At 69.2% G+C, this 21,668-nt stretch carries 20 protein-coding genes and 2 tRNA genes; 20 read left to right on the top strand and 2 right to left on the bottom strand.

Annotation, left to right across the window (positions count from 1 at the left end; translation table 11 throughout):
• Positions 1-229: 229 nt before the first annotated feature.
• The 6 genes from rplU to ABZ441_RS26535 all read left to right on the top strand — a co-directional run bounded on the left by rplU (position 230) and on the right by ABZ441_RS26535 (position 7,992).
• Positions 230-550 carry a 50S ribosomal protein L21 gene (rplU, locus tag ABZ441_RS26560; protein WP_015577124.1) on the top strand — a complete coding sequence of 107 codons (321 nt, stop codon included), beginning with the start codon at positions 230-232 and terminating at the stop codon, positions 548-550.
• A gap of 14 nt (positions 551-564) precedes the next feature.
• Entirely contained in the window at positions 565-822 is a 258-nt protein-coding gene (rpmA, locus tag ABZ441_RS26555) for a 50S ribosomal protein L27 (RefSeq protein WP_014045902.1), read from the top strand.
• Positions 823-962: 140 nt separating this feature from the next.
• A complete protein-coding gene (obgE, locus tag ABZ441_RS26550) occupies positions 963-2,399 on the top strand; it encodes a GTPase ObgE (protein WP_205020347.1) in 1,437 nt (478 codons plus the stop codon).
• A 276-nt stretch (positions 2,400-2,675) separates the two neighbouring features.
• On the top strand, positions 2,676-4,175 hold the full coding sequence (locus ABZ441_RS26545) for a bifunctional cytidylyltransferase/SDR family oxidoreductase (protein WP_358978591.1): 1,500 nt from the start codon (positions 2,676-2,678) through the stop codon (positions 4,173-4,175).
• Positions 4,176-4,401: 226 nt separating this feature from the next.
• On the top strand, positions 4,402-6,501 hold the full coding sequence (locus ABZ441_RS26540) for a hypothetical protein (protein WP_358978589.1): 2,100 nt from the start codon (positions 4,402-4,404) through the stop codon (positions 6,499-6,501).
• Between the two features lie 261 nt (positions 6,502-6,762).
• On the top strand, positions 6,763-7,992 hold the full coding sequence (locus tag ABZ441_RS26535) for a glycosyltransferase family 2 protein (protein WP_358978587.1): 1,230 nt from the start codon (positions 6,763-6,765) through the stop codon (positions 7,990-7,992).
• A 29-nt stretch (positions 7,993-8,021) separates the two neighbouring features.
• On the opposite strand, the gene ABZ441_RS26530 is transcribed toward ABZ441_RS26535, so the two are convergent.
• A complete protein-coding gene (locus ABZ441_RS26530; RefSeq protein ID WP_358978585.1) occupies positions 8,022-9,449 on the bottom strand; it encodes a polysaccharide pyruvyl transferase family protein in 1,428 nt (475 codons plus the stop codon).
• 296 nt (positions 9,450-9,745) lie between these two features.
• Between ABZ441_RS26530 and proB the strand changes: the two genes are divergently transcribed.
• The 5 genes from proB to ABZ441_RS26505 all read left to right on the top strand — a co-directional run bounded on the left by proB (position 9,746) and on the right by ABZ441_RS26505 (position 15,350).
• Positions 9,746-10,864 (top strand): glutamate 5-kinase, encoded by a 1,119-nt coding sequence (gene proB / locus ABZ441_RS26525; RefSeq protein WP_358978583.1) that lies wholly within the window; start codon positions 9,746-9,748, stop codon positions 10,862-10,864.
• Positions 10,865-10,994: 130 nt separating this feature from the next.
• A complete protein-coding gene (locus ABZ441_RS26520; RefSeq protein ID WP_358978581.1) occupies positions 10,995-11,480 on the top strand; it encodes a hypothetical protein in 486 nt (161 codons plus the stop codon).
• A gap of 284 nt (positions 11,481-11,764) precedes the next feature.
• Positions 11,765-13,048 (top strand): glutamate-5-semialdehyde dehydrogenase, encoded by a 1,284-nt coding sequence (locus tag ABZ441_RS26515; RefSeq protein WP_358978579.1) that lies wholly within the window; start codon positions 11,765-11,767, stop codon positions 13,046-13,048.
• 169 nt (positions 13,049-13,217) lie between these two features.
• Positions 13,218-13,814 (top strand): hypothetical protein, encoded by a 597-nt coding sequence (locus ABZ441_RS26510; protein WP_358978577.1) that lies wholly within the window; start codon positions 13,218-13,220, stop codon positions 13,812-13,814.
• Positions 13,815-14,222: 408 nt separating this feature from the next.
• A complete protein-coding gene (locus ABZ441_RS26505; RefSeq protein WP_358978575.1) occupies positions 14,223-15,350 on the top strand; it encodes a hypothetical protein in 1,128 nt (375 codons plus the stop codon).
• Here the strand turns inward: ABZ441_RS26505 and ABZ441_RS26500 are convergent.
• Positions 15,277-16,428: a M48 family metallopeptidase gene (locus ABZ441_RS26500; protein WP_358978573.1), complete on the bottom strand. Its 1,152-nt coding sequence runs from the start codon at positions 16,426-16,428 to the stop codon at positions 15,277-15,279. The genes ABZ441_RS26505 and ABZ441_RS26500 overlap by 74 nt on opposite strands.
• A 110-nt stretch (positions 16,429-16,538) precedes the next feature.
• Here ABZ441_RS26500 and ABZ441_RS26495 point away from each other — a divergent pair, with 110 nt between their 5' ends.
• The 9 genes from ABZ441_RS26495 (at position 16,539) to ABZ441_RS26455 (ending at position 21,587) form a co-directional block, all read left to right on the top strand.
• Positions 16,539-16,691, top strand: a complete 153-nt coding sequence (locus ABZ441_RS26495; RefSeq protein ID WP_358978571.1) for a hypothetical protein — start codon at positions 16,539-16,541, stop codon at positions 16,689-16,691.
• An 84-nt stretch (positions 16,692-16,775) separates the two neighbouring features.
• Positions 16,776-16,937, top strand: a complete 162-nt coding sequence (locus ABZ441_RS26490; RefSeq protein WP_358978569.1) for a hypothetical protein — start codon at positions 16,776-16,778, stop codon at positions 16,935-16,937.
• A 38-nt stretch (positions 16,938-16,975) separates the two neighbouring features.
• Positions 16,976-17,593: a nicotinate-nucleotide adenylyltransferase gene (gene nadD / locus ABZ441_RS26485; RefSeq protein WP_358978567.1), complete on the top strand. Its 618-nt coding sequence runs from the start codon at positions 16,976-16,978 to the stop codon at positions 17,591-17,593.
• 19 nt (positions 17,594-17,612) lie between these two features.
• Positions 17,613-19,349: an LCP family protein gene (locus tag ABZ441_RS26480; RefSeq protein ID WP_358978565.1), complete on the top strand. Its 1,737-nt coding sequence runs from the start codon at positions 17,613-17,615 to the stop codon at positions 19,347-19,349.
• Positions 19,350-19,409: 60 nt separating this feature from the next.
• Positions 19,410-19,841, top strand: coding sequence for a ribosome silencing factor (gene rsfS, locus ABZ441_RS26475; protein ID WP_033305683.1), 432 nt, complete (start codon positions 19,410-19,412; stop codon positions 19,839-19,841).
• The gene (locus tag ABZ441_RS26470) at positions 19,838-20,491 is read left to right on the top strand and encodes a histidine phosphatase family protein (RefSeq protein ID WP_358978681.1); all 654 of its coding nucleotides are present in this window, start codon (positions 19,838-19,840) and stop codon (positions 20,489-20,491) included. The genes rsfS and ABZ441_RS26470 overlap by 4 nt, the downstream gene beginning before the upstream one ends.
• Positions 20,492-20,607: 116 nt before the next feature.
• Positions 20,608-20,680, top strand: a tRNA-Ala gene (locus ABZ441_RS26465).
• Positions 20,681-21,123: 443 nt separating this feature from the next.
• Positions 21,124-21,357, top strand: a complete 234-nt coding sequence (locus ABZ441_RS26460) for a hypothetical protein (RefSeq protein WP_033305681.1) — start codon at positions 21,124-21,126, stop codon at positions 21,355-21,357.
• A 157-nt stretch (positions 21,358-21,514) separates the two neighbouring features.
• Positions 21,515-21,587: transfer RNA gene (locus ABZ441_RS26455), tRNA-Ala, on the top strand.
• The last annotated feature ends 81 nt before the right edge of the window (positions 21,588-21,668 follow it).

Raw genomic sequence — 21,668 nt, 5'->3', positions numbered from 1 at the left:
TCGGCCGCCAGGTCTTCGAGGGCTCCGGCGCCGACGGCCGGTTTGACCCCCCGCACCCCTCCCCGTAATCTTGACCCTCGGCGTGTTTCTGTGCGCCTAACCCCTGAGCACATCCCTCCCGGTGATTCGTCCCCGGGGGAGGCCGCTCATCCTTCCGGACTGTCGTGGGCCCCGGCCCGTGCGGGCGGCTGGCATCAGGGGATCCGTTCCGAGTGAGAGAGAGATCCGCGTGTACGCCATCGTGCGCAGCGGTGGTCGCCAGCACAAGGTTGCTGTCGGCGACATCGTTGAGGTTGACAAGATTTCCACCGCCAAGGTTGGCGACACGGTCGAGCTCTCGACCCTGCTCGTTGTCGACGGCGACGCCGTGACCAGCGACCCCTGGGTTCTGGACGGCATCAAGGTCCAGGCCGAGATCGTGGACCACCACAAGGGCGCGAAGATCGACATCCTTCGCTACAAGAACAAGACGGGCTACCGCCGTCGCCAGGGTCACCGTCAGCAGTACACGGCGATCAAGGTCACCGGTATCCCCGCGGCTGCGAAGTAAGGGACTGACGAGACATGGCACACAAGAAGGGCGCATCGTCCACTCGGAACGGGCGCGATTCCAATGCTCAGCGGCTCGGCGTGAAGCGCTTCGGCGGTCAGGCCGTCAACGCCGGTGAGATCCTGGTCCGCCAGCGCGGCACCCACTTCCACCCGGGCACGGGCGTCGGCCGTGGCGGCGACGACACGCTGTTCGCGCTGACCGCCGGTGCGGTGGAGTTCGGTACGCACCGTGGCCGCAAGGTCGTGAACATCGTTCCCGTCGCTGCCTGATCCAGGCAACGGCTGAACGTCACAGCACCTTCCGAGGGCGGATCCCAGCTTTCCCGGTAATCGGGGAAGCGGGTCCGCCCTCGGCGCGTTACGTCAAGAGACAATCCCGTATTTTTCCGCAGTACCTGGAGGCACCCACCATGACCACCTTCGTGGACCGCGTCGAGCTGCATGCCGCCGCGGGTAACGGAGGCCACGGCGTGGCCTCCGTACACCGTGAGAAGTTCAAGCCGCTGGGAGGCCCCGACGGGGGCAACGGCGGGCGCGGCGGCGATGTGATCCTCGTCGTCGAGCAGTCCGTCACCACGCTGCTGGACTACCACCACCACCCCCACCGCAAGGCGACGAACGGCCAGCCCGGCGCGGGTGACAACCGTTCCGGCAAGGACGGCCAGGACCTCGTGCTGCCCGTCCCGGACGGCACCGTCGTCCTCGACAAGGCCGGCAACGTCCTCGCGGACCTGGTCGGCCAGGGGACCACCTTCGTCGCCGGCCAGGGCGGCCGCGGCGGCCTCGGCAACGCCGCGCTGGCCTCGGCCCGCCGCAAGGCTCCCGGCTTCGCGCTGCTCGGCGAGCCGGGGGAGAGCCGGGACATCGTCCTGGAGCTCAAGACCGTCGCGGACGTCGCCCTCGTGGGCTACCCGAGCGCGGGCAAGTCCTCGCTCATCTCGGTGCTCTCCGCGGCGAAGCCGAAGATCGCGGACTACCCGTTCACGACCCTCGTCCCCAACCTGGGGGTGGTCACCGCTGGCTCGACCGTCTACACCATCGCCGACGTCCCGGGGCTCATCCCGGGGGCCAGCCAGGGCAAGGGCCTCGGCCTGGAGTTCCTGCGGCACGTCGAGCGCTGCTCCGTCCTCGTGCACGTCCTGGACACCGCGACGCTGGAGTCGGACCGCGACCCCGTCTCGGACCTGGACATGATCGAGGAGGAACTGCGGTTGTACGGCGGCCTCGAGAACCGCCCGCGCATCGTCGCCCTCAACAAGGTCGACATCCCGGACGGCCAGGACCTCGCCGACATGATCCGCCCCGACCTGGAGGCGCGCGGCTACCGCGTCTTCGAGGTCTCGGCCATCGCGCACAAGGGCCTCAACGAGCTCAGCTACGCCCTCGCCGGGATCATCGCCGAGGCGCGGGCCACGCGGCCGAAGGAGGAGTCGACCCGGATCGTCATCCGGCCCAAGGCCGTCGACGACGCCGGCTTCACGGTGACCGTGGAGGACGACGGCATCTACCGCGTGCGGGGCGAGAAGCCCGAGCGCTGGATCCGCCAGACCGACTTCAACAACGACGAGGCCGTCGGCTACCTCGCCGACCGGCTCAACCGCCTCGGTGTCGAGGACGCCCTCCGCAAGGCCGGTGCGCAGGCCGGTGACGGCGTGGCCATCGGCGCCGAGGACAACGCGGTCGTCTTCGACTGGGAGCCGACCATGGCTGCCGGTGCGGAGATGCTCGGCCGCCGTGGCGAGGACCACCGCATGGAGGCTCCGCGCCCGGCCGCGCAGCGCCGCCGCGAGCGCGAGTCCGAGCGTGACGTCGCACAGCGCGAGTACGACGAGTTCGACCCCTTCTAGCCGTCACGCCGGGTGCCCCCGCCACGTGGGGGCACCCGGACCAGGCCGGCGAACAGCCAGGTGGGGCCGGTGTGGCGGCCGGTGATGTGCGGATTGCGTAAACGTCTGTGGGGTCCGTCACCCCGGGCGAGGTCACGCAGGGGCCAATCTGCCTGGCCAGGCGGTGAACTGCGGGTTTCCCACAGGCGAGTGCTGGTAAACGTCCACCTTGCGAGATAGTCACGGAGAGTGCGACCATCACACTGTTCCCCCCTGTCATCGCAAGGTAGGTCGTCTGTGTCTGTGCCGCATGTAGCCAAGCCCCGGACCACAGCGGTCGTTCTCGCCGGTGGGACCGGCCAGCGCGTGGGACTGTCGATCCCCAAGCAGTTGCTGAAGATCGCCGGTAAGGCAGTCATCGAGCACACGCTGAGCATCTTCGAGAACGCCGAGGGCATCGACGACGTCATCGTGCTGATGGCGCCCGGCTTCGTCCCCGACGTCGAGAAGATCGTCGCCAAGGCCGGGCTGACCAAGGTCATCAAGGTCATCGAGGGTGGCAGCACCCGGAACGAGACCACCGAGCGCGCCATCTCGGCCCTCGGCGAGGGGCTCGCGGAGGGCGAGGACCGCAACGTCCTCTTCCACGACGCGGTCCGTCCGCTGCTGTCGCAGCGCGTCATCAAGGACTGTGTGGACGCACTCGACCGCTACCAGGCCGTCGACGTCGCCATCCCGTCCGCCGACACGATCATCGTGACCCGCACCCACGGTGAGGACGGCGAGTTCATCACCGACGTCCCGGACCGGTCCCGGCTGCGCCGCGGTCAGACCCCGCAGGCGTTCAAGCTGTCCACGATCCGCAGGGCCTACGAGGTCGCGGCCGGCGACCCGAACTTCCAGGCCACCGACGACTGTTCGGTGGTCCTGCGGTACCTCCCCGACGTGCCGATCTACGTGGTCGCGGGCGACGAGTACAACATGAAGGTGACCCAGCCGGTCGACGTCTTCATCACCGACAAGCTCTTCCAGCTGGCCTCCACCGCAGCCCCGCGCCCGGCCGACGAGGCCGCCTACCGCGAGCTGCTCTCCGGCAAGACCCTGGTCGTCTTCGGCGGTTCGTACGGCATCGGGGCCGACATCGCGACGCTGGCCGAGCAGTACGGCGCGAGTGTGTACGCGCTGGGCCGCTCCACCACGGGTACGCACGTCGAGAACCCGGAGCACATCGACGACGCGCTGGCCAAGGCGTACGCCGAGACCGGCCGCATCGACTACGTGATCAACACCGCGGGCGTGCTGCGCATCGGCAAGCTGGCGGAGACGGACAACACGACGATCCAGGAAGCGCTGAACGTCAACTACCTGGCGCCGGTGCAGATCGCCCGCGCCTCGTACAAGTACCTGGCGGAGACGCAGGGGCAGCTGCTGCTCTACACCTCCAGCAGCTACACCCGGGGCCGCGCCGAGTACAGCCTCTACTCCTCCACCAAGGCCGCCATGGTGAACCTCACCCAGGCGCTGGCCGACGAGTGGGCGGGCGAGGGCGTCAGGGTCAACTGTGTGAACCCGGAGCGCACCGCGACCCCCATGCGCACGAAGGCGTTCGGCGCGGAGCCGGAGGGCTCGCTCCTCTCGTCCGAGGCCGTGGCGCGCACCTCGCTGGACGTGCTCCTGTCCGCGATGACGGGCCACGTGATCGACGTGAGGCAGCAGGACCCGACCCGTGATGTCACGGAAGCCTCGGGATTCGAGCAGGCGCTGGCCTCGGTTCTTGATCGTCAAGAAGATGTGTAATAATTCTTGACAAATGTACTTTTACGGGCCTCTGGGCTCACCGAAAGGTGAATCCAGAGGCCCGAGTGCGTGAATCCCACTCTTCACATTTCCCTCTATACGTGAATCAACCGGCACCCCCTGGAGCAGGTTCTACGTGATTTCGACAGCCATCCGCCTGGCCCGTGTGGGCAGCCGGTCAGAACTGTTGGCAGCGGTACTGATGACGCTGGGATATCCCTGTGTCATGGTGGCCGCTCTTGTCCCCGATATCTGGTTCTTCGCGGCGGCCACCGCTGTCACGTACATCGCGGACTGGTATCTGCACCAGCGGGGCAGCTATCTGGTCAACCGGCTCGGCAAGGTCCGGGCGGGTCTGTCCATCCGCTTCCTGCTCCGCCAGTTGATGATCATCCTGCTGCTGGCCCGGCTGGACCTCGCCGAGGAGCGGCTCTTCTACGCGGCCGTCGCGTGCTTCCTCCTCTTCTACGCCCTGCAGGCCCCGCAGGGCGCTCTCACGACGCTGATCAGGCTGCGCCGCAGCCTGCCGATCGTCACCCGGAACGTGGACCTGCACGCCGTCCGCATCCCTGACGCCCCGCCGCGCGCGCTGCTGCACCGTGCCAGCGAGAAGATGCTCCACCTGGACCTCCCCGCAGTGGTGGGCGTCCTCCTCGCCGCCGGCACGGGCGAGGACTTCCTCGGCTACATCGGCGCGGCCCTGACCCTGCTGCTCGCCGTCGGTTACAACGCCCTGCTCGTCCCGTACCTCCGCCGGAACCGGCGGGCGCCGTCGGCCCCGGTCGTGCTGAAGGCCCTTGACACCTGGCTGGGCGAGTACCAGCCGACCGTCGTGCTCTACTTCTCCGGCTCCAGCGAGTCGGCCTACCAGGGCAACATGTGGCTCGACACCATGGCCGCCGTCGAGGGACGCCCTCTGATCGTCATGCGTGAGCGCAACCTGGTCCCGCAGATCGCGGACACCTCGGTGCCCGTGATCTGCGTGCCCGCCGGCACCCACCTGATGAACCTGAACCTCTCCACCGTCCGTGTGTGCCTCTATCCGGCCAATGTCGGCAAGAACATCCACATGCTGCGCGTCCCGACCATGAAGCACGTCTTCATCGGGCACGGGGACAGTGACAAGCTGGCCAGCGTCAACCCGTACTCCAAGGTGTACGACGAGGTCTGGACAGCGGGCCGCGCCGGCCGGGACCGCTACGCCCTGGCCGACGTCGGTGTCCGCGACGAGGACATCGTCGAGGTCGGGCGGCCGCAGCTGGCCCCGATCCAGAGCTGGACCGGCACCACGAAGAACCCCATCCCGACGGTGCTGTACGCCCCCACCTGGGAGGGCTGGGACGACAACCCCGGCAACACCTCGCTGCTGCTGGCCGGTGAGAACATCGTCCGCCGGCTGCTGAAGGCGGACAGCCCGGTCCGGGTCATCTACAAGCCGCACCCGTTCACCGGTATCCGCAGCCCCGAGGCCAAGGCCGTCAACGCCCGGATCAAGGCACTCCTGGCCACGTCGGCGCAGGAACGCGCCGCGGAACCGCGCTGGGTGAAGGAGGCGTCGGCCGCCGCTGCCGGGCAGGCCGGGGCCGCCGCCGAGCTGGTTCGCATCGAGGCGCGTCTGGCGGAGCTCGCGAAGCCCGGCCGGTCCGGGGGCGACGAGTCGGAGCAGTCGCGGGTCGCGCTCGCCGATCCGGCCCGCCAGACCGAGATCGCCACCCTTCGCACGGAGTGGAACGACGCCTACTGGCGCTCCTTCGGGTGGTGGGAGCACCGGACGGTCATCGGTGCGCAGCCCAAGCTGTACGACTGCTTCAACCAGTCCGACGCCATGGTCTCGGACATCTCCAGTGTGGTGTCCGACTTCATCGCGAGCGGCAAGCCGTACGCGGTCACGGACTCCGCGGAGCTCGGCGCGGAGGAGTTCAAGCGCCAGAACACCGCAGTGCGGGCGTCCGTCGTCCTCTCCAACAACGCGCAGGAGATCGACGAACTGCTCCGTGCCGTGACCGACCCGGCCGCGGACCCGCTGGCCGAAGCGCGCCACGAGCTGAAGGCCTACCTGCTCGGCCCGGACGAGCCGACCTCGATGGAGCAGTTCAACGCCGCCGTACTGGCCCTCACGGTCAAGGCGGAGGCCCGCAACGCGGGTGTCGCGCAGCGCGTCGGGGGTCAGCCGCCGGCCCCGCTGCCGGACCCCGAGGCCGAGTTCAGCGGTGCCGGGGACGGAGCGGCGGAGATCGCCGCCGAGGCCGAGGCCGCGGTCGATCCCGATGGCCCTGCCCCGGACGCCGACGCGGAGATCGGCGCCGACCCTTCGGCCCTGCGCTGACCGCTCCGGGTCCGGCCGACGGCGGGAAGTGGAGCCGTCGGCCGGACCCGGACCCGGAGCCGACCGCTCGGTGTGATCCGGTTGCCATCGAGTTGTTGCAAATACGTCTGGTTTACGACGCAACCCACGCAACGGTCCGTCCGTCTTCTCCTCGGGGAGGGGAACGTACGGGCCGTTCGGCGTGTCCGTGCAGGAACACGGCATGTCCCGTCGTTCCATCGGTTCTCCTGATAGATACGTTTATGCGTGAACCGGGGAGAGATGAGCAGCACCACACCAGATGTGACCGTCATCATCGGCGCCTACGAAGCGATGCCGTACCTGATCCGATGCCTGGATTCCGTCGAGGCGCAGACGCTTCCGGCCCAGCGCATCGAGATCGTGGCCGTCGATGACGGCTCCACCGACGGCACGGGGGAGTACCTGGAGGAGTTCGCGGCCCGGACCGCCATCGACATGCGTGTCGTGCGTCAGAAGAACTCGGGTGGTCCGAGCGGGCCGCGCAACGTCGGGCTCGGTCTGGCTCGCGGCAGGTACGTCTTCTTCCTCGACGCCGACGACTACTTCGGCGAGGAGGCCCTGGAGCGGATGGTCGCGATGGGCGACCGGGCCGGCACGGACGTGGTGCTCGGGAAGGTCGTCGGCGTCAACCGCGGCGCGGCGAAGTCGATGTGGAAGCAGACGGTCGAGCGGGCCGACCTCTACTCGTCCAACATCAAGTTCACCCTGAGCGCCCAGAAGCTGTTCCGCCGGGACCTTCTGGTGCGCCTGGGGATGAGGTTCGACGAGGAGCTCAAGACGGGTGAGGACGCGCTCTTCACCATGGAGGCGTACCTGCGGGGCAACGGCGTCTCCGTCGTGGCCGACTACACCTGCTACTACCTGGTGGGCCGGGACGACGGCAAGCACGTGACGAAGAGCGGCAGTTACCTGCTCCGCTTCGACTCGGCCCGGGCGCTGGCGGGCCTCATCGCCACGCATGTGCCGCCGGGGCCGAAGCGGGACGTCCTGATGGTCCGGCCGTTCGTCATCACGCTGCTCCCGCAGTTCGGCCCCGCTCTGCTGCGGCAGTCCGACGAGGTGCGGAAGAAGAAGATGGAGCTGGCGGCGCCGCTGCTGGAGGCCTACTGGTCATCGGGACTGGCCCGGCGTCTCAAGGTCAACGAGCGGCTCAGGCTGATCTGCCTCGCGAACGGCAGACTCGACCTGCTTCTGGACATTCTGCAGTTCATGAAGGACAACAAGAAGCCCCGTGTGGTCCGCAAGGGGCTCCGGGGGCGACTTTATCTGGTCTACCCGCACTTCGGCGAGAGTGCGGCACTGCCTCTGTCCGCGTACGAGGTGAGCGTGCCCGAATGGATCGGCCGGAAGCGGGTCGACGTGCCGGGGAGACAGTCCCCCGCCGTTTTCCTGCGGCGGCTGTCGGGCAAGGCGCGCAGGACGGTCCGGTCCTCCCGCCTGCACACGCCGCGCCGCGCCCACAAGGTCTGAGGCGGACGCGGCGGCAGCGGACGTGGTCCCTACTGCTCGGGGCGGAGCAATCTGCGGACCGGGCGCCCCACCACGCGTCGGGCACGCCGGTAGGCGGACGGCCACGCGGCCGCTCCCGCTCCTGTCTGCACCCTGACGTTGACCGGGCCGCCGCCCTTCTTCTCGAGCTGGCCGCGCAACTCCGCGTTCTGTGCGGCCAGCTCCTCCATCCGGCTCTGCATCCAGCCGAAACGGCTGCTCAGCGAGTCGGGGTCGGACTCGGTCCACGGGCGGACGGCGGGCGGAAGGGCGAGCTTGGACATCTGTGCGTCGAACGCCTTGCCGCTGTCGCCGTGGTGGAAGGTGTTCTCCAGCCCGTTCCGCTCCATGAAGCCGGTGAAGCGCAGGAAGCGTTCCTTGTGGCCGTTCACCAGCTCACCGAAGTCCGCCGCCTCGTACAGCTCGGCGGGATCGATGTTCTTGGGCGTCTCGGAGATCTTGCGGTGCGGAATGCCGAAGTACCGGCAGAGCTCCAGGGTCCGTGAGTCGCTGCAGAGCACCGTGCTCGGGACACCGGCCAGCAGCGCCGCGATGTTTCCGTGGATGCGCGAGCCGAACGAGAAGTCGAACGCGCGTAGTTCCTCGATCCAGGTGGCCGGGTCGACGTAGAGCCTGACCTTGCCCTCGCGGTACATCGGGTGGGACGGGTGGGTCGGCATCGAGGTCTGGGCGCCGATCGGGTTCGCCGTCTCCCGCCAGTGGAGCAGCTGGGCCTCGAGCAGGTTCTGCCCGATGAACCGCAGGTGGGGATAGCGCTCGTGGGCCTGGCGGATTATGGCGTCGAGGCCGTGCGAACGTACGGCGCTGTGCGATCCGTTCACCGAGATGCGGGATTCCGAGGTGAGCGACTCGGTCTTCCTCTCGAGCGAGAACGTCTCACCGTTCATGAACATGGAGGGGCAGCCGATGACCTCGACGTCCCGGAAGCCCATGCTCTTGAGGTACTGCTCGGTGAACTCTCCGCGCACTCCGATGGAGGCGCTGCGGTTGAGCACCTGGGTGACGAATTCTCTGACCGTCGCCTCCATCGGCTTCAGCCGCGACGCGTTGTACTTGAGGTCGGCCTGTGCGCCGACGCCCAGGACGACGACGGGGATGCGCAGCTTCTTGATCAACTGCGTCATCCGCTGCAAGGGCCGCTCGAAAGTCGGGCGGAAGGCGTTCGCCAAGGGCACGACGAAGACGTCGAACTCCTCGTTTATGCGAGCGGCCGCCGACGGATCCGTACGAATACCGTTCGAGAAGACCGCTGCCCGCGGAGTCGTCAGAATCTTGTGGGCCGCGTCACTGAAGATCAGGTTGCCCGCGTTGGTCGCGAAGACATCTCTGTCGAGGGACTGTTCGAGCGAAGCCACATCGAAGGGGCTTTTGCCCGATCTGAGAAGAATGCGCCTCTGGCGGGTCGGTTCATCTGTCACGTAATAGAGGGTAGCCCGATGAACGGGCGGTGGAGATTACGTAAATGACTCCATTCGGGGGCATGTCGGAAGGTGACGCGGAGCGGTCCGTCCGTGTAGGGGTGTCCACGCGGTGACAGCAGCTGAGACGGCAGGGTGCCGGCCCGGCCCCTCGCGTAGATTGAGGAGAACCGAGCAGGACGACGTGATGGGGACGGGCGTACGTGTCAGGGGCAAGGGAATCCGAAGGCGCGGCGGGGGAACCCGAAGGCGAGCTCCGCACACCCTCCGGGGAGAGCGGGGGGATTAGGCCAGGAGTGACCGGGGCCCGCAGAATCGTCGTCAAGGTCGGCTCCTCCTCCCTCACCACCGCGGCGGGAGGGCTCGACGCCGACCGGGTCGACGCCCTCGTCGACGCGCTCGCCAAGGTCAGGAGCGGCGGGGAGCGCGAGATCGTCCTCGTCTCCAGCGGAGCCATCGCAGCGGGTCTCGCGCCCCTCGGGCTCGTCCGCAGGCCCAAGGACCTCGCCCGGCAGCAGGCCGCGGCCAGTGTTGGTCAAGGACTGCTCGTCGCCCGCTACACCGCGTCCTTCGCCCGCTACGGCGTACGGGTCGGCCAGGTGCTCCTCACCTCCGACGACACCAGTCGGCGCGCCCACTACCGCAACGCCTACAGCACCCTCGACCAGCTCCTGGAGATGGGCGCCTTCCCCGTCGTCAACGAGAACGACACGGTGGCCACCGACGAGATCCGCTTCGGGGACAACGACCGGCTCGCCGCGCTCGTCGCCCATCTGGTCCACGCCGACCTCCTCGTGCTCCTGTCCGACGTCGACGGCCTCTACGACGGGGACCCGAGCACGCCGGGGACCTCCCGCATCGCGGAGGTCTGCGGTCCTGCCGACCTGGAGGGCGTCACCATCGGCAGTGCGGGCAGGGCGGGCGTCGGCACCGGCGGCATGGTCACCAAGGTCGAGGCGGCCAGGATCGCCACCGCCGCGGGAATCCCGGTCGTCCTCACCTCGTCGAGCCACGTCGCGGACGCCCTCGCGGGACGCGACACCGGCACCTACTTCCACCGCACGGGGCGCCGCTCGGCCGACCGGCTGCTGTGGCTGGCCCATGCCTCGACCCCGCAGGGCGCCCTCACGCTCGACGAAGGAGCAGTGCGCGCCGTCGTCGAACGCCGTACGTCCCTGCTGCCCGCCGGGATCTCCGCGGTCGAGGGCGAGTTCTCGGCCGGGGACCCGGTCGAACTGCGCGACCCCGCCGGCCGGGCCGTGGCCCGCGGGCTCGTCAACTTCGACGCCAAGGAGATCCCCCAACTGCTCGGCAGATCCACCCGCGACCTCGCGCGTGAACTGGGTCCCGCCTACGAGCGGGAAGTCGTACACAGGGACGATCTCGTCGTCCTCACGCCCCGTCCGGCCCCCTGAAACGGCTGAAAGTCCGGCCTCGGGGCGGAGACCTTCACGAAAACACCCCCACGCCCGGCCCCGGGCTGGTCAACTTTGTCACGGGGATACAAAGGGGTCGGTACAGCACCGCATTCACAGGAGGCCGCCGGTGAGACGAGCACGCCCGGGGGCGCTGCCCCGCGGAACGGGCAGTCGTGCCCTGACCAGCGTCGGGGCGGGAGCCGACTTCGTCGGCACGCCCACCGACGAGAGTCTGGAACAGGAACCGGCGGTGACGGACGAGGAACTGACCCGCTCCAAGCTGTGGCACATCACCCTCAGCGTCTCCGGCGGCGAGACGCCGCTGAAGGAGGTCAGGCGAGGGCTGGAGCAGCTGGCGAACGACCACCCCTTCCTGCTGACCAGCCGGTATGCCAACGACCACGCGGAGATCCGCTACTGGGAAGAGGCCAGGGACCTTCACGACGCCGCCGCGGTGGCACTGCGGCTGTGGGGGGAGCACCGCTCCAGCGCGAAGCTTCCCCCGTGGGAGATCGTCGGCCTGGAGGTCATCGACCGGGAGACGTACCACCTGCGTATCGCGGAGGGCTACGGCCCGCCGCCGGCGGCCCCTGTCGGTGTGCACCCGTACTGACGACGACCCGTACTGACGGCGGAGCGGTTCGGCGCACGGCACCGCGGGTCCGCCTCGGGGTGGGACGGCGGTGTACCCGTGCCGAGCGGACCGGTGCATCGGCAGCGACGGGCGGACCGGCGCATCGGCAGCGACGGGCGGGCCGGTGCGTCGGCAGCGAGCGGGCGGGTCCGTGCATCGGCACCGGCAGTGCGTGCCGGTCCGGGAGGGCGAGCACCGATACGGCTGTCTCGCATCACGGGATACGTGACGTTCGTCCGCAGTGCGCGCACTACCCTGCGGGCATGACCACGCTTTCGCCGTACGACAACATGTCCCCGGTCGCCAGGGCCGCCTACCGGGCACGCGCCGCCGCCGACGACATCGCGCCACTGCCGCGCGCGGCGAAGGACGACGCCCTCCTGGCGATCGCGGACGCGCTCGAGGTGCGCGCCGGCGAGATCGTCGAGGCGAACGCCGAGGACGTCGCCAAGGCCAGGGAGACGGGGACGAGCGAGTCGATCGTCGACCGGCTCACACTCACCCCGGAGCGGATCCGCGCCATCGCCGCGGACGCACGCGACGTGGCGGCGCTCCCCGACCCGGTCGGCGAAGTGGTCCGGGGCTCCACCCTCCCCAACGGCATCGATCTCCGCCAGGTGCGGGTGCCGCTCGGGGTGGTCGGCATCATCTACGAGGCCCGGCCCAATGTCACGGTCGATGCCGCCGCCCTCTGCCTGAAGTCGGGCAACGCCGTGCTGCTGCGTGGCTCGTCCTCGGCGTACGGCTCCAACACCGCGCTCGTGCGCGTGCTCCGTGACGCGGTGGGCGGCTCCGGTCTGCCGGCGGACGCGGTGCAGCTCGTCCCGGGCGAGAACCGCGATTCGGTACGCGAACTGATGCGGGCCCGCGGACTCGTCGACGTGCTGATCCCGCGTGGCGGCGCCTCGCTGATCCGCACGGTCGTGGAGGAGTCGACGGTCCCCGTCATCGAGACCGGCACCGGCAACTGCCATGTCTACGTCGACGCGCAGACCGACCTCCGCATGGCCGTCGAGATCCTGGTCAACTCCAAGGCGCAGCGCCCGAGCGTGTGCAACGCCGCCGAAACCCTCCTTGTCCACAAGGACATCGCCGCGGAGTTCCTGCCCCTGGCCCTGGACGCGCTGGCCGAGGCAGGGGTGACCGTGCACGGCGACGAGCGGGTGCTCACGTACGCCGCGGGTTCCAAGGCCACCGTCGTGGCGGCGACGCCTGAGGACTGGGAGACCGAATACCTCTCCTACGACATCGCGGCCGCGGTCGTGGAGTCCCTGGAATCGGCCGTGGCGCACATCCGGCTCTGGTCCTCCGGCCACACCGAGGCGATCGTCACCACCTCGCAGGCGGCGGCCCGCCGCTTCACCCAGTTGGTGGATTCCACGACCGTCGCCGTGAACGCGTCCACGCGGTTCACGGACGGCGGCCAGTTCGGCTTCGGCGCCGAGATCGGCATCTCCACGCAGAAGCTGCACGCCCGTGGGCCCATGGGGCTGCCGGAGCTTACGTCGACGAAGTACATCGTCACCGGCGACGGCCACATCCGTTAGCGGGGATCCGTACCCGGGCGTCCGTACCCGGGCGTCCGTACCCGGGCGTCCGTACCGGCGTCCGTACCGGCGGAAGCGCCCGGGCATTCGCCCGAGGGCGGATGCCCGCGGGGTGGGCAAGTTCGCGGGCTCCCTGCCGAAAACGCCCCGCCGGCGCTACGCTGAGGCTGTGCCGGACGACGTGGGGGGCAGGCCGTTCCAGGACGGCTGGGAGCCCGACGACGACCGCGAGGGCGCGGACGAGGACTTCGCCTCCGTGGTGTTCGACGAGGACTTCGTCCGGTCCGCCGAGATCCACGAGCCCACCGCGGTCGAACGTCTGCTGGCCGCAGCCGAGGCCCGCGCCGAGGCCGAGGCCGGCAGGGCGCGTCCGGGCGGCGGCTCCCTCGACGACGACCTCTACGACGGCTACGGGCCGGACGGCGTGTACGGCCGCCAGAGGGCCTTCGGCGGCCTTCACGACCCAGGCGACCCTGACGGTGCCGACGAGGACGACGAGAGCCCCTACGGGCGCCACGGCGGCTCCCTGCGCCCCTACCGGAGTACAGCTCGCTGGCACCGCCCGGTCGCCTGGCTGCTCGCCCTGCTGATGGGCATCGGCATGGTGGCGCTGGCCTTCAGCGCCGTGTTCCGAGGCGCTGCGGGCAACCGGCAGGACCAGGTGCCGCCACCTGTGACCAGTGGCGTCGACAAGCCGGGCGCAGCTCCCCCCACCTCGGCCGAGCACTCCCTCCCCGTGGTACCAGCCGGTCCCCGCACGCCCTGAGCAACTCTCCCGGCGGCCCGATCCCCCTGTGATCCGCCGCCCGATGGATGGCGGGCAGGTGGATGGCGGGCCGGTCGTGGGCAGGTGCGGTGGGCGGCGTTCCGCGGGGCCCTTTTCGACGGGACCGCGGGCCGTCCCGGAAGGCCGGTGAGCCCGGTGGCGGAACGTGGGCCCCGGGACGCCCACCCGGCCGCGCTCCACCTGCGCTCCCACCTGCGGGGCGTTTACCGTGAGGACGATCGACCCAATCTGAAGGTATGACCCTGTGACCCCTCCACCCGTCCCCGGGGGAGGGCCGGCCACGAGTCGATGCGTCGAACCCGTGACGTACAGGTCCGCCCGATGCCAGGTGGCTGAGGCGGGCTCCAGCGCCGGCCCTTGCCGGTGGCGCGGAGATCGGGAGAAGTCATGACAGGCCGCGGAGAACCGCCTGAAGGGCCGCCCGAGAACCCCGCGGGTGGAGAGGACGAGTTCCGCTCACTCGTCTTCGACGAATCATTCGTCCGCGCTGCCCGGCTGCAGGAGTTCTCCGCCAAGGAGCGCATGGCTGATCACGCGCACGCCGTACGCTCCCTACCCGGCCGGGGCACCCGTCGGCGACGCCCCAGGACCGGTGTCGCACTCGTCCTCCTGATCGCGCTGGCCTTCGCCGCCGCCGTGTACATCGGCTTCCGCAACCCCTACCCCGCACCCACCGGCAGACGGGCGGAACCGCTCCGCACCACGGTGGTCCCGCTGGCACCGCAGGGCCCCGTGCCCGGAGGAACCGCCGAGGTCCTCCTCACCGAGGGCCCGGCAGGGGTGTACCGCACCGGCGCATCAGGCATCAACTTCCCGTCGGTCCGGCGGACGAAGAACTTCTCGGACAGTCAGGTGACCATCGCCCTGGCCACGGTCAAGGACTACCTGGTGGTTTCATCCCTGGACCCCGACGTCCTCACCGGGGGAGTCGTCCGGCCGGTCGGCCGGCTGCTCGATCCCGACCAGACGGCGCAGTTCGACCGGAGCGTGGACTCACCCGCTGACGACGGCGAGCGCAGCGCGACCGGCTGGCTGGTGCGTTTCGACCCGGCCGAGGTGGAGCTGGCCGACCCCGACATCCGGGTCCACGGCACCCTCTCCTACACGGAGGCGGGGACGGACACCCTGGAGGTGGTGTCCGACCACACCTTCACCTACGCACTGCGGCCCGTGCTCTCAGGCCCCCACCGGGCCGACGGAGCCTCGCTGTTCACCGTGCGCCGTGTCCTGACCTTCGTGCTCGACCAGGAAGACATCCGCCTGCACCGGCTGGAGGTCCGCCGCGCCTACGTCCAGGCCGGACCGCAGTCGTGCTCCGCCGCGACGGCGGGGGCCCTGCGCCCGTTGCTCGCAGGCCGTCAGGCGGACACCCGTGGCCCCGCCGGCACCGACCCGTACGCCACGGGCGTGCCGACGGCGGCACTCTGCGGCACTCTGGCCGTCAGCTCCCCGACCCCGGCCCAGAGCCCTCCTCGGGGTCAGGACGCCTCCAAGTCCCCTCCGAGCCGTCCGTAGCGCCCGACGCCGACGTGCCGCCCTTGTTCGCACCACCTCCGCCGGCGCTTCCGCCGCCCGCACCGGTGAACTTGTCCCGGAGCTTGCCTCCCAGGTCGCCCGCGCCGCCCGCGATGTCTCCGACCAGCTTCATCAGAGGGTCCTTGCTGGTGCGCACCGTGTCGGCGTAATGAGCCGCGGATTCACGGAACGAGTCCGTCACCGAGGTGTCCTTGTCCTCGTCGCGCTTGGGATAGTGGCCGTCCATGATGCGCTGGAAGTCACGGCTCTCCGACCACTTCTTCAGCTCGGCCGCCCTGACTGTCGTGAACGGATGCGTCCGCGGCAGCACGTTGAGGATCTTGAGCACGGAGTCGCGGAGGTCGCCGCTCCGCTCGTACTCGTCGGCCTGGGCGAGGAACGCGTCGACATTCATCTCGTGGAGATGATTGCCGCCTGCGATCTTCATCAGCCCGCGCATCGAGGAACGCAGGTCCTGTCCCACCAGCAGCCCTGCCCGGTCGGCGGACAGCTCCGACTTACGGAACCACTCCCGCAGCGCGGCCACGATCGCCATGATCGCGACGTTGCCGAGCGGGATCCACGCCACCTTGAGCGCGAGGTTGGTGAGGAACAGCAATATCGTGCGGTAGACCGCGTGACCGGAGAGGGCGTGGCCCACCTCGTGGCCGACGACGGCTCGCATCTCCTCCTCGTCGAGCAGCTCCACCAACCCGGTCGTCACCACGATGATCGGCTCGTCGAGACCGATGCACATGGCGTTCGGCTGCGGGTTCTGCGTCACGTACATCGGCGGGACCTTCTTGAGGTCCAGGATGTAACAGGCGTCGCGCAGCATGTCGTTGAGATGCGCGAACTGGGCGTCGCTCACCCGGACGGAGTCCGACAGGAACAGCAGCCTCAGACTCCGCTCGGGGAGCAGGCCGCTCAGCGCCTTGAACACGGTGTCGAAACCGCTCAGCCTGCGCAGGGCCACCAGGGCCGAGCGGTCCGCCGGGTGCTCGTAGGCCCGCGAGGAGATGTCCGGGAATCGCCTTCGGTGCCTGCTCGGCACGCTCTCGTGACTGGTGTCGGTCATGTATGCCCCCTGTTCGTACGAGACGTTGCTCGTCCCCCTGGCAAAAGCCAGCGTATGCGCTGGCGCTACGGTGTGCGGGGGGCTGTGGATAACTTTGAGGAGCGCCCGGAATGCCGCATACCGCCGTCATGCTCGCCGCCGTGTCCGAGGACCAGGGGCCGGGCAACACCCTCCGAGTCGTGCTGCTCGTCGCGCTCGTCGGTGCCGCCCTGCTCGCCTGGTTCCTGTTGCGCGGATACGGCAACGACGACAACAACGACTGAGTCGGCGTGAGCGTGCCCGTGGCGCCCGCATACGATGTGCGCGACGTCTCCCTCCTGATTCCCGATGGATAGGTCCTGCAGAAGATGAGCCTCTCGAGCACCGCGCACCAGCTGGTCACCCTCGCCTCCGAAGGCGAGCAGGGTGGTAACCACGAAAGCCTCAGCCCGTACCTCACCGGCGCAGGCGCGTTCGTCGCGTTGATGGTCCTGCTGTGGATCACCACTCGTTTCAACCGAGACCGCTGAGGCAGAGGCGAACGGCTGTGCCAGTAGGGTCTGCACGCATGGGAGAGCAGGAAGTGCCCACCGGCCGGGGCAAACGCCGACTCGGCGTGATGGGCGGGACTTTTGACCCGATCCACCACGGACACCTGGTGGCGGCCAGCGAAGTGGCCTCCCACTTCCACCTCGACGAAGTCGTCTTCGTCCCTACCGGGCAGCCTTGGCAGAAGAGCCACAAGCAGGTGTCCCCGGCCGAGGACCGCTATCTGATGACGGTCATCGCGACGGCGTCCAACCCGCAGTTCTCGGTCAGCCGCAGCGACATCGACCGCGGGGGGCCGACGTACACGATCGACACGCTGCGGGACCTGCGCGCGGTGCACGGCGACGCCGACCTCTTCTTCATCACCGGCGCCGACGCCCTGTCCCAGATCCTGACCTGGCGGGACGCCGACGAGCTGTTCTCGCTCTCCCACTTCATCGGTGTGACCCGGCCGGGCCACGTGCTGACGGACGACGGGCTGCCCGAGGGCGGCGTCTCGCTGGTGGAGGTGCCCGCGCTGGCGATCTCGTCCACAGACTGCCGTGCCAGGGTCGCGCAGGGGGAGCCGGTCTGGTATTTGGTGCCGGACGGTGTCGTCCGCTACATCGACAAGCGCCAGCTGTACCGCGGCGAATGAGCCACGCAGAGGGGCACCTGTGAACGACCGACATGACCCGTACGACCCGTACCAGCAACAGCCGCAGATCATCGGCTACGACGAGTACGGGCAGCCGGTCTATCAACAGCAGGGGCAGCAGCACTACGACCCGTATGCCCAGCAGCAGCCCCAGCAGCCCCAGCACGACGGGCAGCCGCAGCAGGGCTACGGCTACGACCCGTACGCCGGTGCGCGGCAGGGCTACGACCCGTACGCCGCCCAGCACACCCAGCAGCAGGCGCAGCCGACGCAGCAGGGATACGGGTACGGCGACGGCTACGGGGCGTACGGCTACGACACGGGCGGGCAGCCCGCCGTGGACGACTCCGCCCAGCAGTGGCACGCGCCTCAGGCCCCTGCCGCGCCCGCCGCCGAGCCTCCACCGCCCCTGCCGGAACAGCGGCGTGAACCCGAACCGGCGGCCGACGCCACCGTGCCCGGGCAGCGCCGTGCCGACAGCGACCACGGCACCGAGGGCACCGAGCAGTTCTCCTTCATCGAGGAGCCCGACGAGGACTCCGAAGACGTCATCGACTGGCTGAAGTTCACCGAAAGCCGCAGCGAGCGCCGCGAGGAGGCACGCCGGCGCGGGCACAACCGGATGGTCGCGCTGATAGTCGTCGTGGCCCTCGTGATCGTCGGCGGAGCGGGCTACCTGTGGTTCGCCGGAAAGATCCCGGGAGTCGACGGCAAGGACGGGCAGAACACCACGGCGACGGGCCCGCAGAAGCGGGACGTCATCGTCGTCCATCTGCACAACACCAAGAAGGGCGGCACCTCCACGGCGCTGCTCGTCGACAACGTCACCACAGAGCAGGGCACCACCGTCCTGCTCCCCGACTCGCTGGCCCTGGCCGGGGAGGACGGGACCACCACCACGCTCGGCAAGTCCGTCGACGACGACGGGTCGACCGGCACCCGTGAGGCGATCGACACCCTGCTCGGCACCAGTATCAGCGGAACCTGGCGGCTCGACACCCCGTATCTCGAGAACCTCGTCGAACTCGTCGGCAACATCGAGGTCGACACCGACACGGCGGTGCCCGACACCAAGAAGGGCGCCTCGCCGCTCGTCGACAAGGGAGAGGGCCAGACGCTGAGCGGCCCGATGGCCGTCGCGTACGCCACCTACCAGGGCGCGGGCGAGCCGGAGGCCAAGCAGCTGATGCGCTTCGGCCAGGTCATGCGGGGCGTGCTGCGGAAGCTGTCGGAGGACCCCAAGGCCGCGGCCGTCACCATCGAGACCCTCGCGCAGATCCTCGACCCGTCGCTGCCGGAGCAGGACCTCGCCGCATCGCTGGCGAAGCTCGCCGGGCACGCCAAGGTGGGCGACTACAAGACGGAGCTGCTCCCCGTCCAGGGGGACGGGACCCTCACCGAGAAGGCCACGGAGCGCGTCGTCAAGGACGTCCTGGGAGGCAAGGTGAAGGCGTCGGAGCAGGGCGCGGCGGTACGCGTCGGGATCAAGAACGCAACGGGGAACACCCAGGGCACCGAGTTCGCCCGGGTTCAGCTCGTCAACGGCGGATACGCCTTCGTCGACAGCGGCCGGGCGAGCACCGCGGCGTCGTCCGAGGTGGTCTACGGGGCAGCGGAGGACAAGGCGAAGGCGGTCGAGGTCGCCAAGACCCTCGGCCTGCCCGAGAGCGCGGTGGAGAAGGGTGATCCCGCCGCGAACGCCGACGTGTCCGTCGTACTCGGACAGGACTACAAGATCTCCGGTCAGACGTCGTAAGGGCTGTCGGCGGTCCGTGAGACCCTAGAGGTTGATCTGACCGCCGACGAAAGCCTGCATGTGACCGCCACGGACCGCTCCATCGAGCTCATCACCGCCGCCGCCCAGGCGGCGGCCGACCGGCTCGCGCACGACATCATCGCCTACGACGTCAGCGATGTGCTGTCGATCACCGACGCCTTCCTGCTCGCCTCGGCCCCCAACGACCGCCAGGTCAAGTCGATCGTCGACGAGATCGAGGAGCGGCTGCAGAAGGAACTCGGCGCCAAGCCGGTACGCCGCGAGGGCGACCGCGACGCCCGCTGGATCCTCCTCGACTACGTCGACATCGTGATCCACGTCCAGCACAGCGAGGAGCGCGTGTTCTACGCGCTCGAGCGCCTGTGGAAGGACTGCCCCGAGATCGCCCTCCCCGAGGACGCGCTCAAGACCCGGGGCAAGGCCGAGGAGCACGCTCAGCTCAACGGCGGCACGGAAGGTGACCAGAGCTGAACGGCAGCAGCAGCGGCAGGGGCCGCAAGATCGTCCTCTGGCGGCATGGCCAGACGGCATGGAACCTGGAGCGCCGTTTCCAGGGCTCGACGGACATCGAGCTGACCGGGACGGGTGTCGAGCAGGCACGTCGCGCCGCCCGGCTGCTCGCCTCGTTGCAGCCGCACGCGATCGTGGCGTCCGACCTGCGGAGGGCGGCGGCCACGGCTGCCGAGCTCGCCTCGGTCACCGGCCTGGCCGTCGCACACGACGCCGCGCTGCGCGAGACGTACGCCGGCGCCTGGCAGGGTCTCACGCACGAGGAGATCGTCGGCCAGTACGCCGAGCAGTACACGGCGTGGAAGCGTGGTGAGCCTGTCCGCAGGGGCGGTGGAGAGCTGGAGACCGAGGTCGCCGACCGGGCGGCCCCCGTCGTTCTGGAGCATGCCGACAAGCTGCCCGACGCCGGCACGCTCGTCGTGGTGAGCCACGGGGGCACGATCCGGACGACCATCGGCCGGCTGCTCGGGCTCGAGTCCCACCACTGGGAGGGGCTCGGCGGGCTTTCCAACTGCTGCTGGTCCGTCCTGGGCGAGGGCGCGCGCGGCTGGCGTCTGCTCGAGCACAACGCCGGGACGCTCCCCGAACCGGTGCTCGGGGACGACGACTAGCAGGTGCCCGGAGGCCTCCTCCGGGCTGCTCGGGCCGGATTTCACTTTCCGGGTCGTCGCAGGCTAAAGTTCTTCTTGTTCGCAGCGCGGAAACGCGGAGAATCACAGCGGACAGCGGGGCTATAGCTCAGTTGGTAGAGCGCCTGCATGGCATGCAGGAGGTCAGGAGTTCAATTCTCCTTAGCTCCACAGTGAAGATCCCGTCCCCAGCAGGGGGCGGGATCTTTTTTTGCCGATCTTTCGGCACCGGTGACGTCACTCGTGCCGGTCACGTCCCAACTGCCCAGGCCCGCCTGGGACAAGGGCCGCCAGGGTGCTCGGGCGGCGTTGTCGCAGGTGCACCGGCCGGACAGGCGTCCTGCCCTTCGGGGCAAAGGTGCGCAGCGGGGCGGTCTTCGGGCTGACCCCCTTGCGGGGCCATGGCAGAATCGGAGCGCCGGAGGGGGCGACGGACCGATCGGGAGGGAGCGCGATGCCTGTGAGCCGCGTACGGGCCCCGGGCCTGCTCCCTACCCCCGCCGCGCTCCACCGCTCGACCCGCACCCACCGCCCCACCGTGACCACCTCCCTCTGCGCCTCGCCGCAGTGCTCCGTCACGTGTACGGCCTGCGGCCGCCCTCGGAGCTGACCGGATGGGTGCACACAGGCGGAAGTGCGACTGGTGCGGCAGCGGTACGCCCATCGTCAGGGACATGGATCCCGTCAACGCCGAGTTCCAGTACTGGTGCGAGGAGTGCGCGCGGGCGCTGATCATAAAAGGCGACCCCATCGAGACCTACCGGGAACTCGAGGGGGAGCCCATCTACGGCCGGCTCCTGGAGGAGCACTGCACCCTCAAGCGCTTCTACTCCTTCGCCACGGCCTGACACGGCCCTCCGGCGCACCTGCTCATCGGTGCGGGGACCGCTGGTCAGGGCGTTGACCACCGGTCCCACCGGGGTCGGGTGGAAACGATTTTTGATGGGCCGGTGGGAGCGTGTAATGTTCTCGATGTCGCCAGGGAAACCAGGTGGCAAACAGCACGGGGCTATAGCTCAGTTGGTAGAGCGCCTGCATGGCATGCAGGAGGTCAGGAGTTCAATTCTCCTTAGCTCCACAGTGAAGAAGCGGGTCATCCGAATCGGATTACACCAATGTTGAACGTTAGGGCAAATAAAACCAAACCACCCCGGCTGCG

The organism is Streptomyces sp. NPDC005752 (genome assembly GCF_040630715.1).
GTDB lineage: Bacteria > Actinomycetota > Actinomycetes > Streptomycetales > Streptomycetaceae > Streptomyces.
Note: the sequence above shows the minus strand (reverse complement) of the source record. Positions and strands in the feature narration are given on the sequence as shown.

Excerpts from the sequence above, each read along its gene's own strand:
- ABZ441_RS26460 (WP_033305681.1), top strand. The coding sequence starts at position 21,124 with ATGGGTGCACACAGGCGGAAGTGCGACTGGTGCGGCAGCGGTACGCCC.
- nadD (WP_358978567.1), top strand. The coding sequence starts at position 16,976 with ATGGGAGAGCAGGAAGTGCCCACCGGCCGGGGCAAACGCCGACTCGGC.
- obgE (WP_205020347.1), top strand. The coding sequence starts at position 963 with ATGACCACCTTCGTGGACCGCGTCGAGCTGCATGCCGCCGCGGGTAAC.
- ABZ441_RS26515 (WP_358978579.1), top strand. The coding sequence starts at position 11,765 with ATGACCACGCTTTCGCCGTACGACAACATGTCCCCGGTCGCCAGGGCC.
- ABZ441_RS26495 (WP_358978571.1), top strand. The coding sequence starts at position 16,539 with ATGCCGCATACCGCCGTCATGCTCGCCGCCGTGTCCGAGGACCAGGGG.
- rpmA (WP_014045902.1), top strand. The coding sequence starts at position 565 with ATGGCACACAAGAAGGGCGCATCGTCCACTCGGAACGGGCGCGATTCC.
- ABZ441_RS26540 (WP_358978589.1), top strand. The coding sequence starts at position 4,402 with ATGGTGGCCGCTCTTGTCCCCGATATCTGGTTCTTCGCGGCGGCCACC.
- ABZ441_RS26490 (WP_358978569.1), top strand. The coding sequence starts at position 16,776 with ATGAGCCTCTCGAGCACCGCGCACCAGCTGGTCACCCTCGCCTCCGAA.
- ABZ441_RS26500 (WP_358978573.1), bottom strand. The coding sequence starts at position 16,428 with ATGACCGACACCAGTCACGAGAGCGTGCCGAGCAGGCACCGAAGGCGA.
- ABZ441_RS26505 (WP_358978575.1), top strand. The coding sequence starts at position 14,223 with ATGACAGGCCGCGGAGAACCGCCTGAAGGGCCGCCCGAGAACCCCGCG.
- ABZ441_RS26535 (WP_358978587.1), top strand. The coding sequence starts at position 6,763 with ATGAGCAGCACCACACCAGATGTGACCGTCATCATCGGCGCCTACGAA.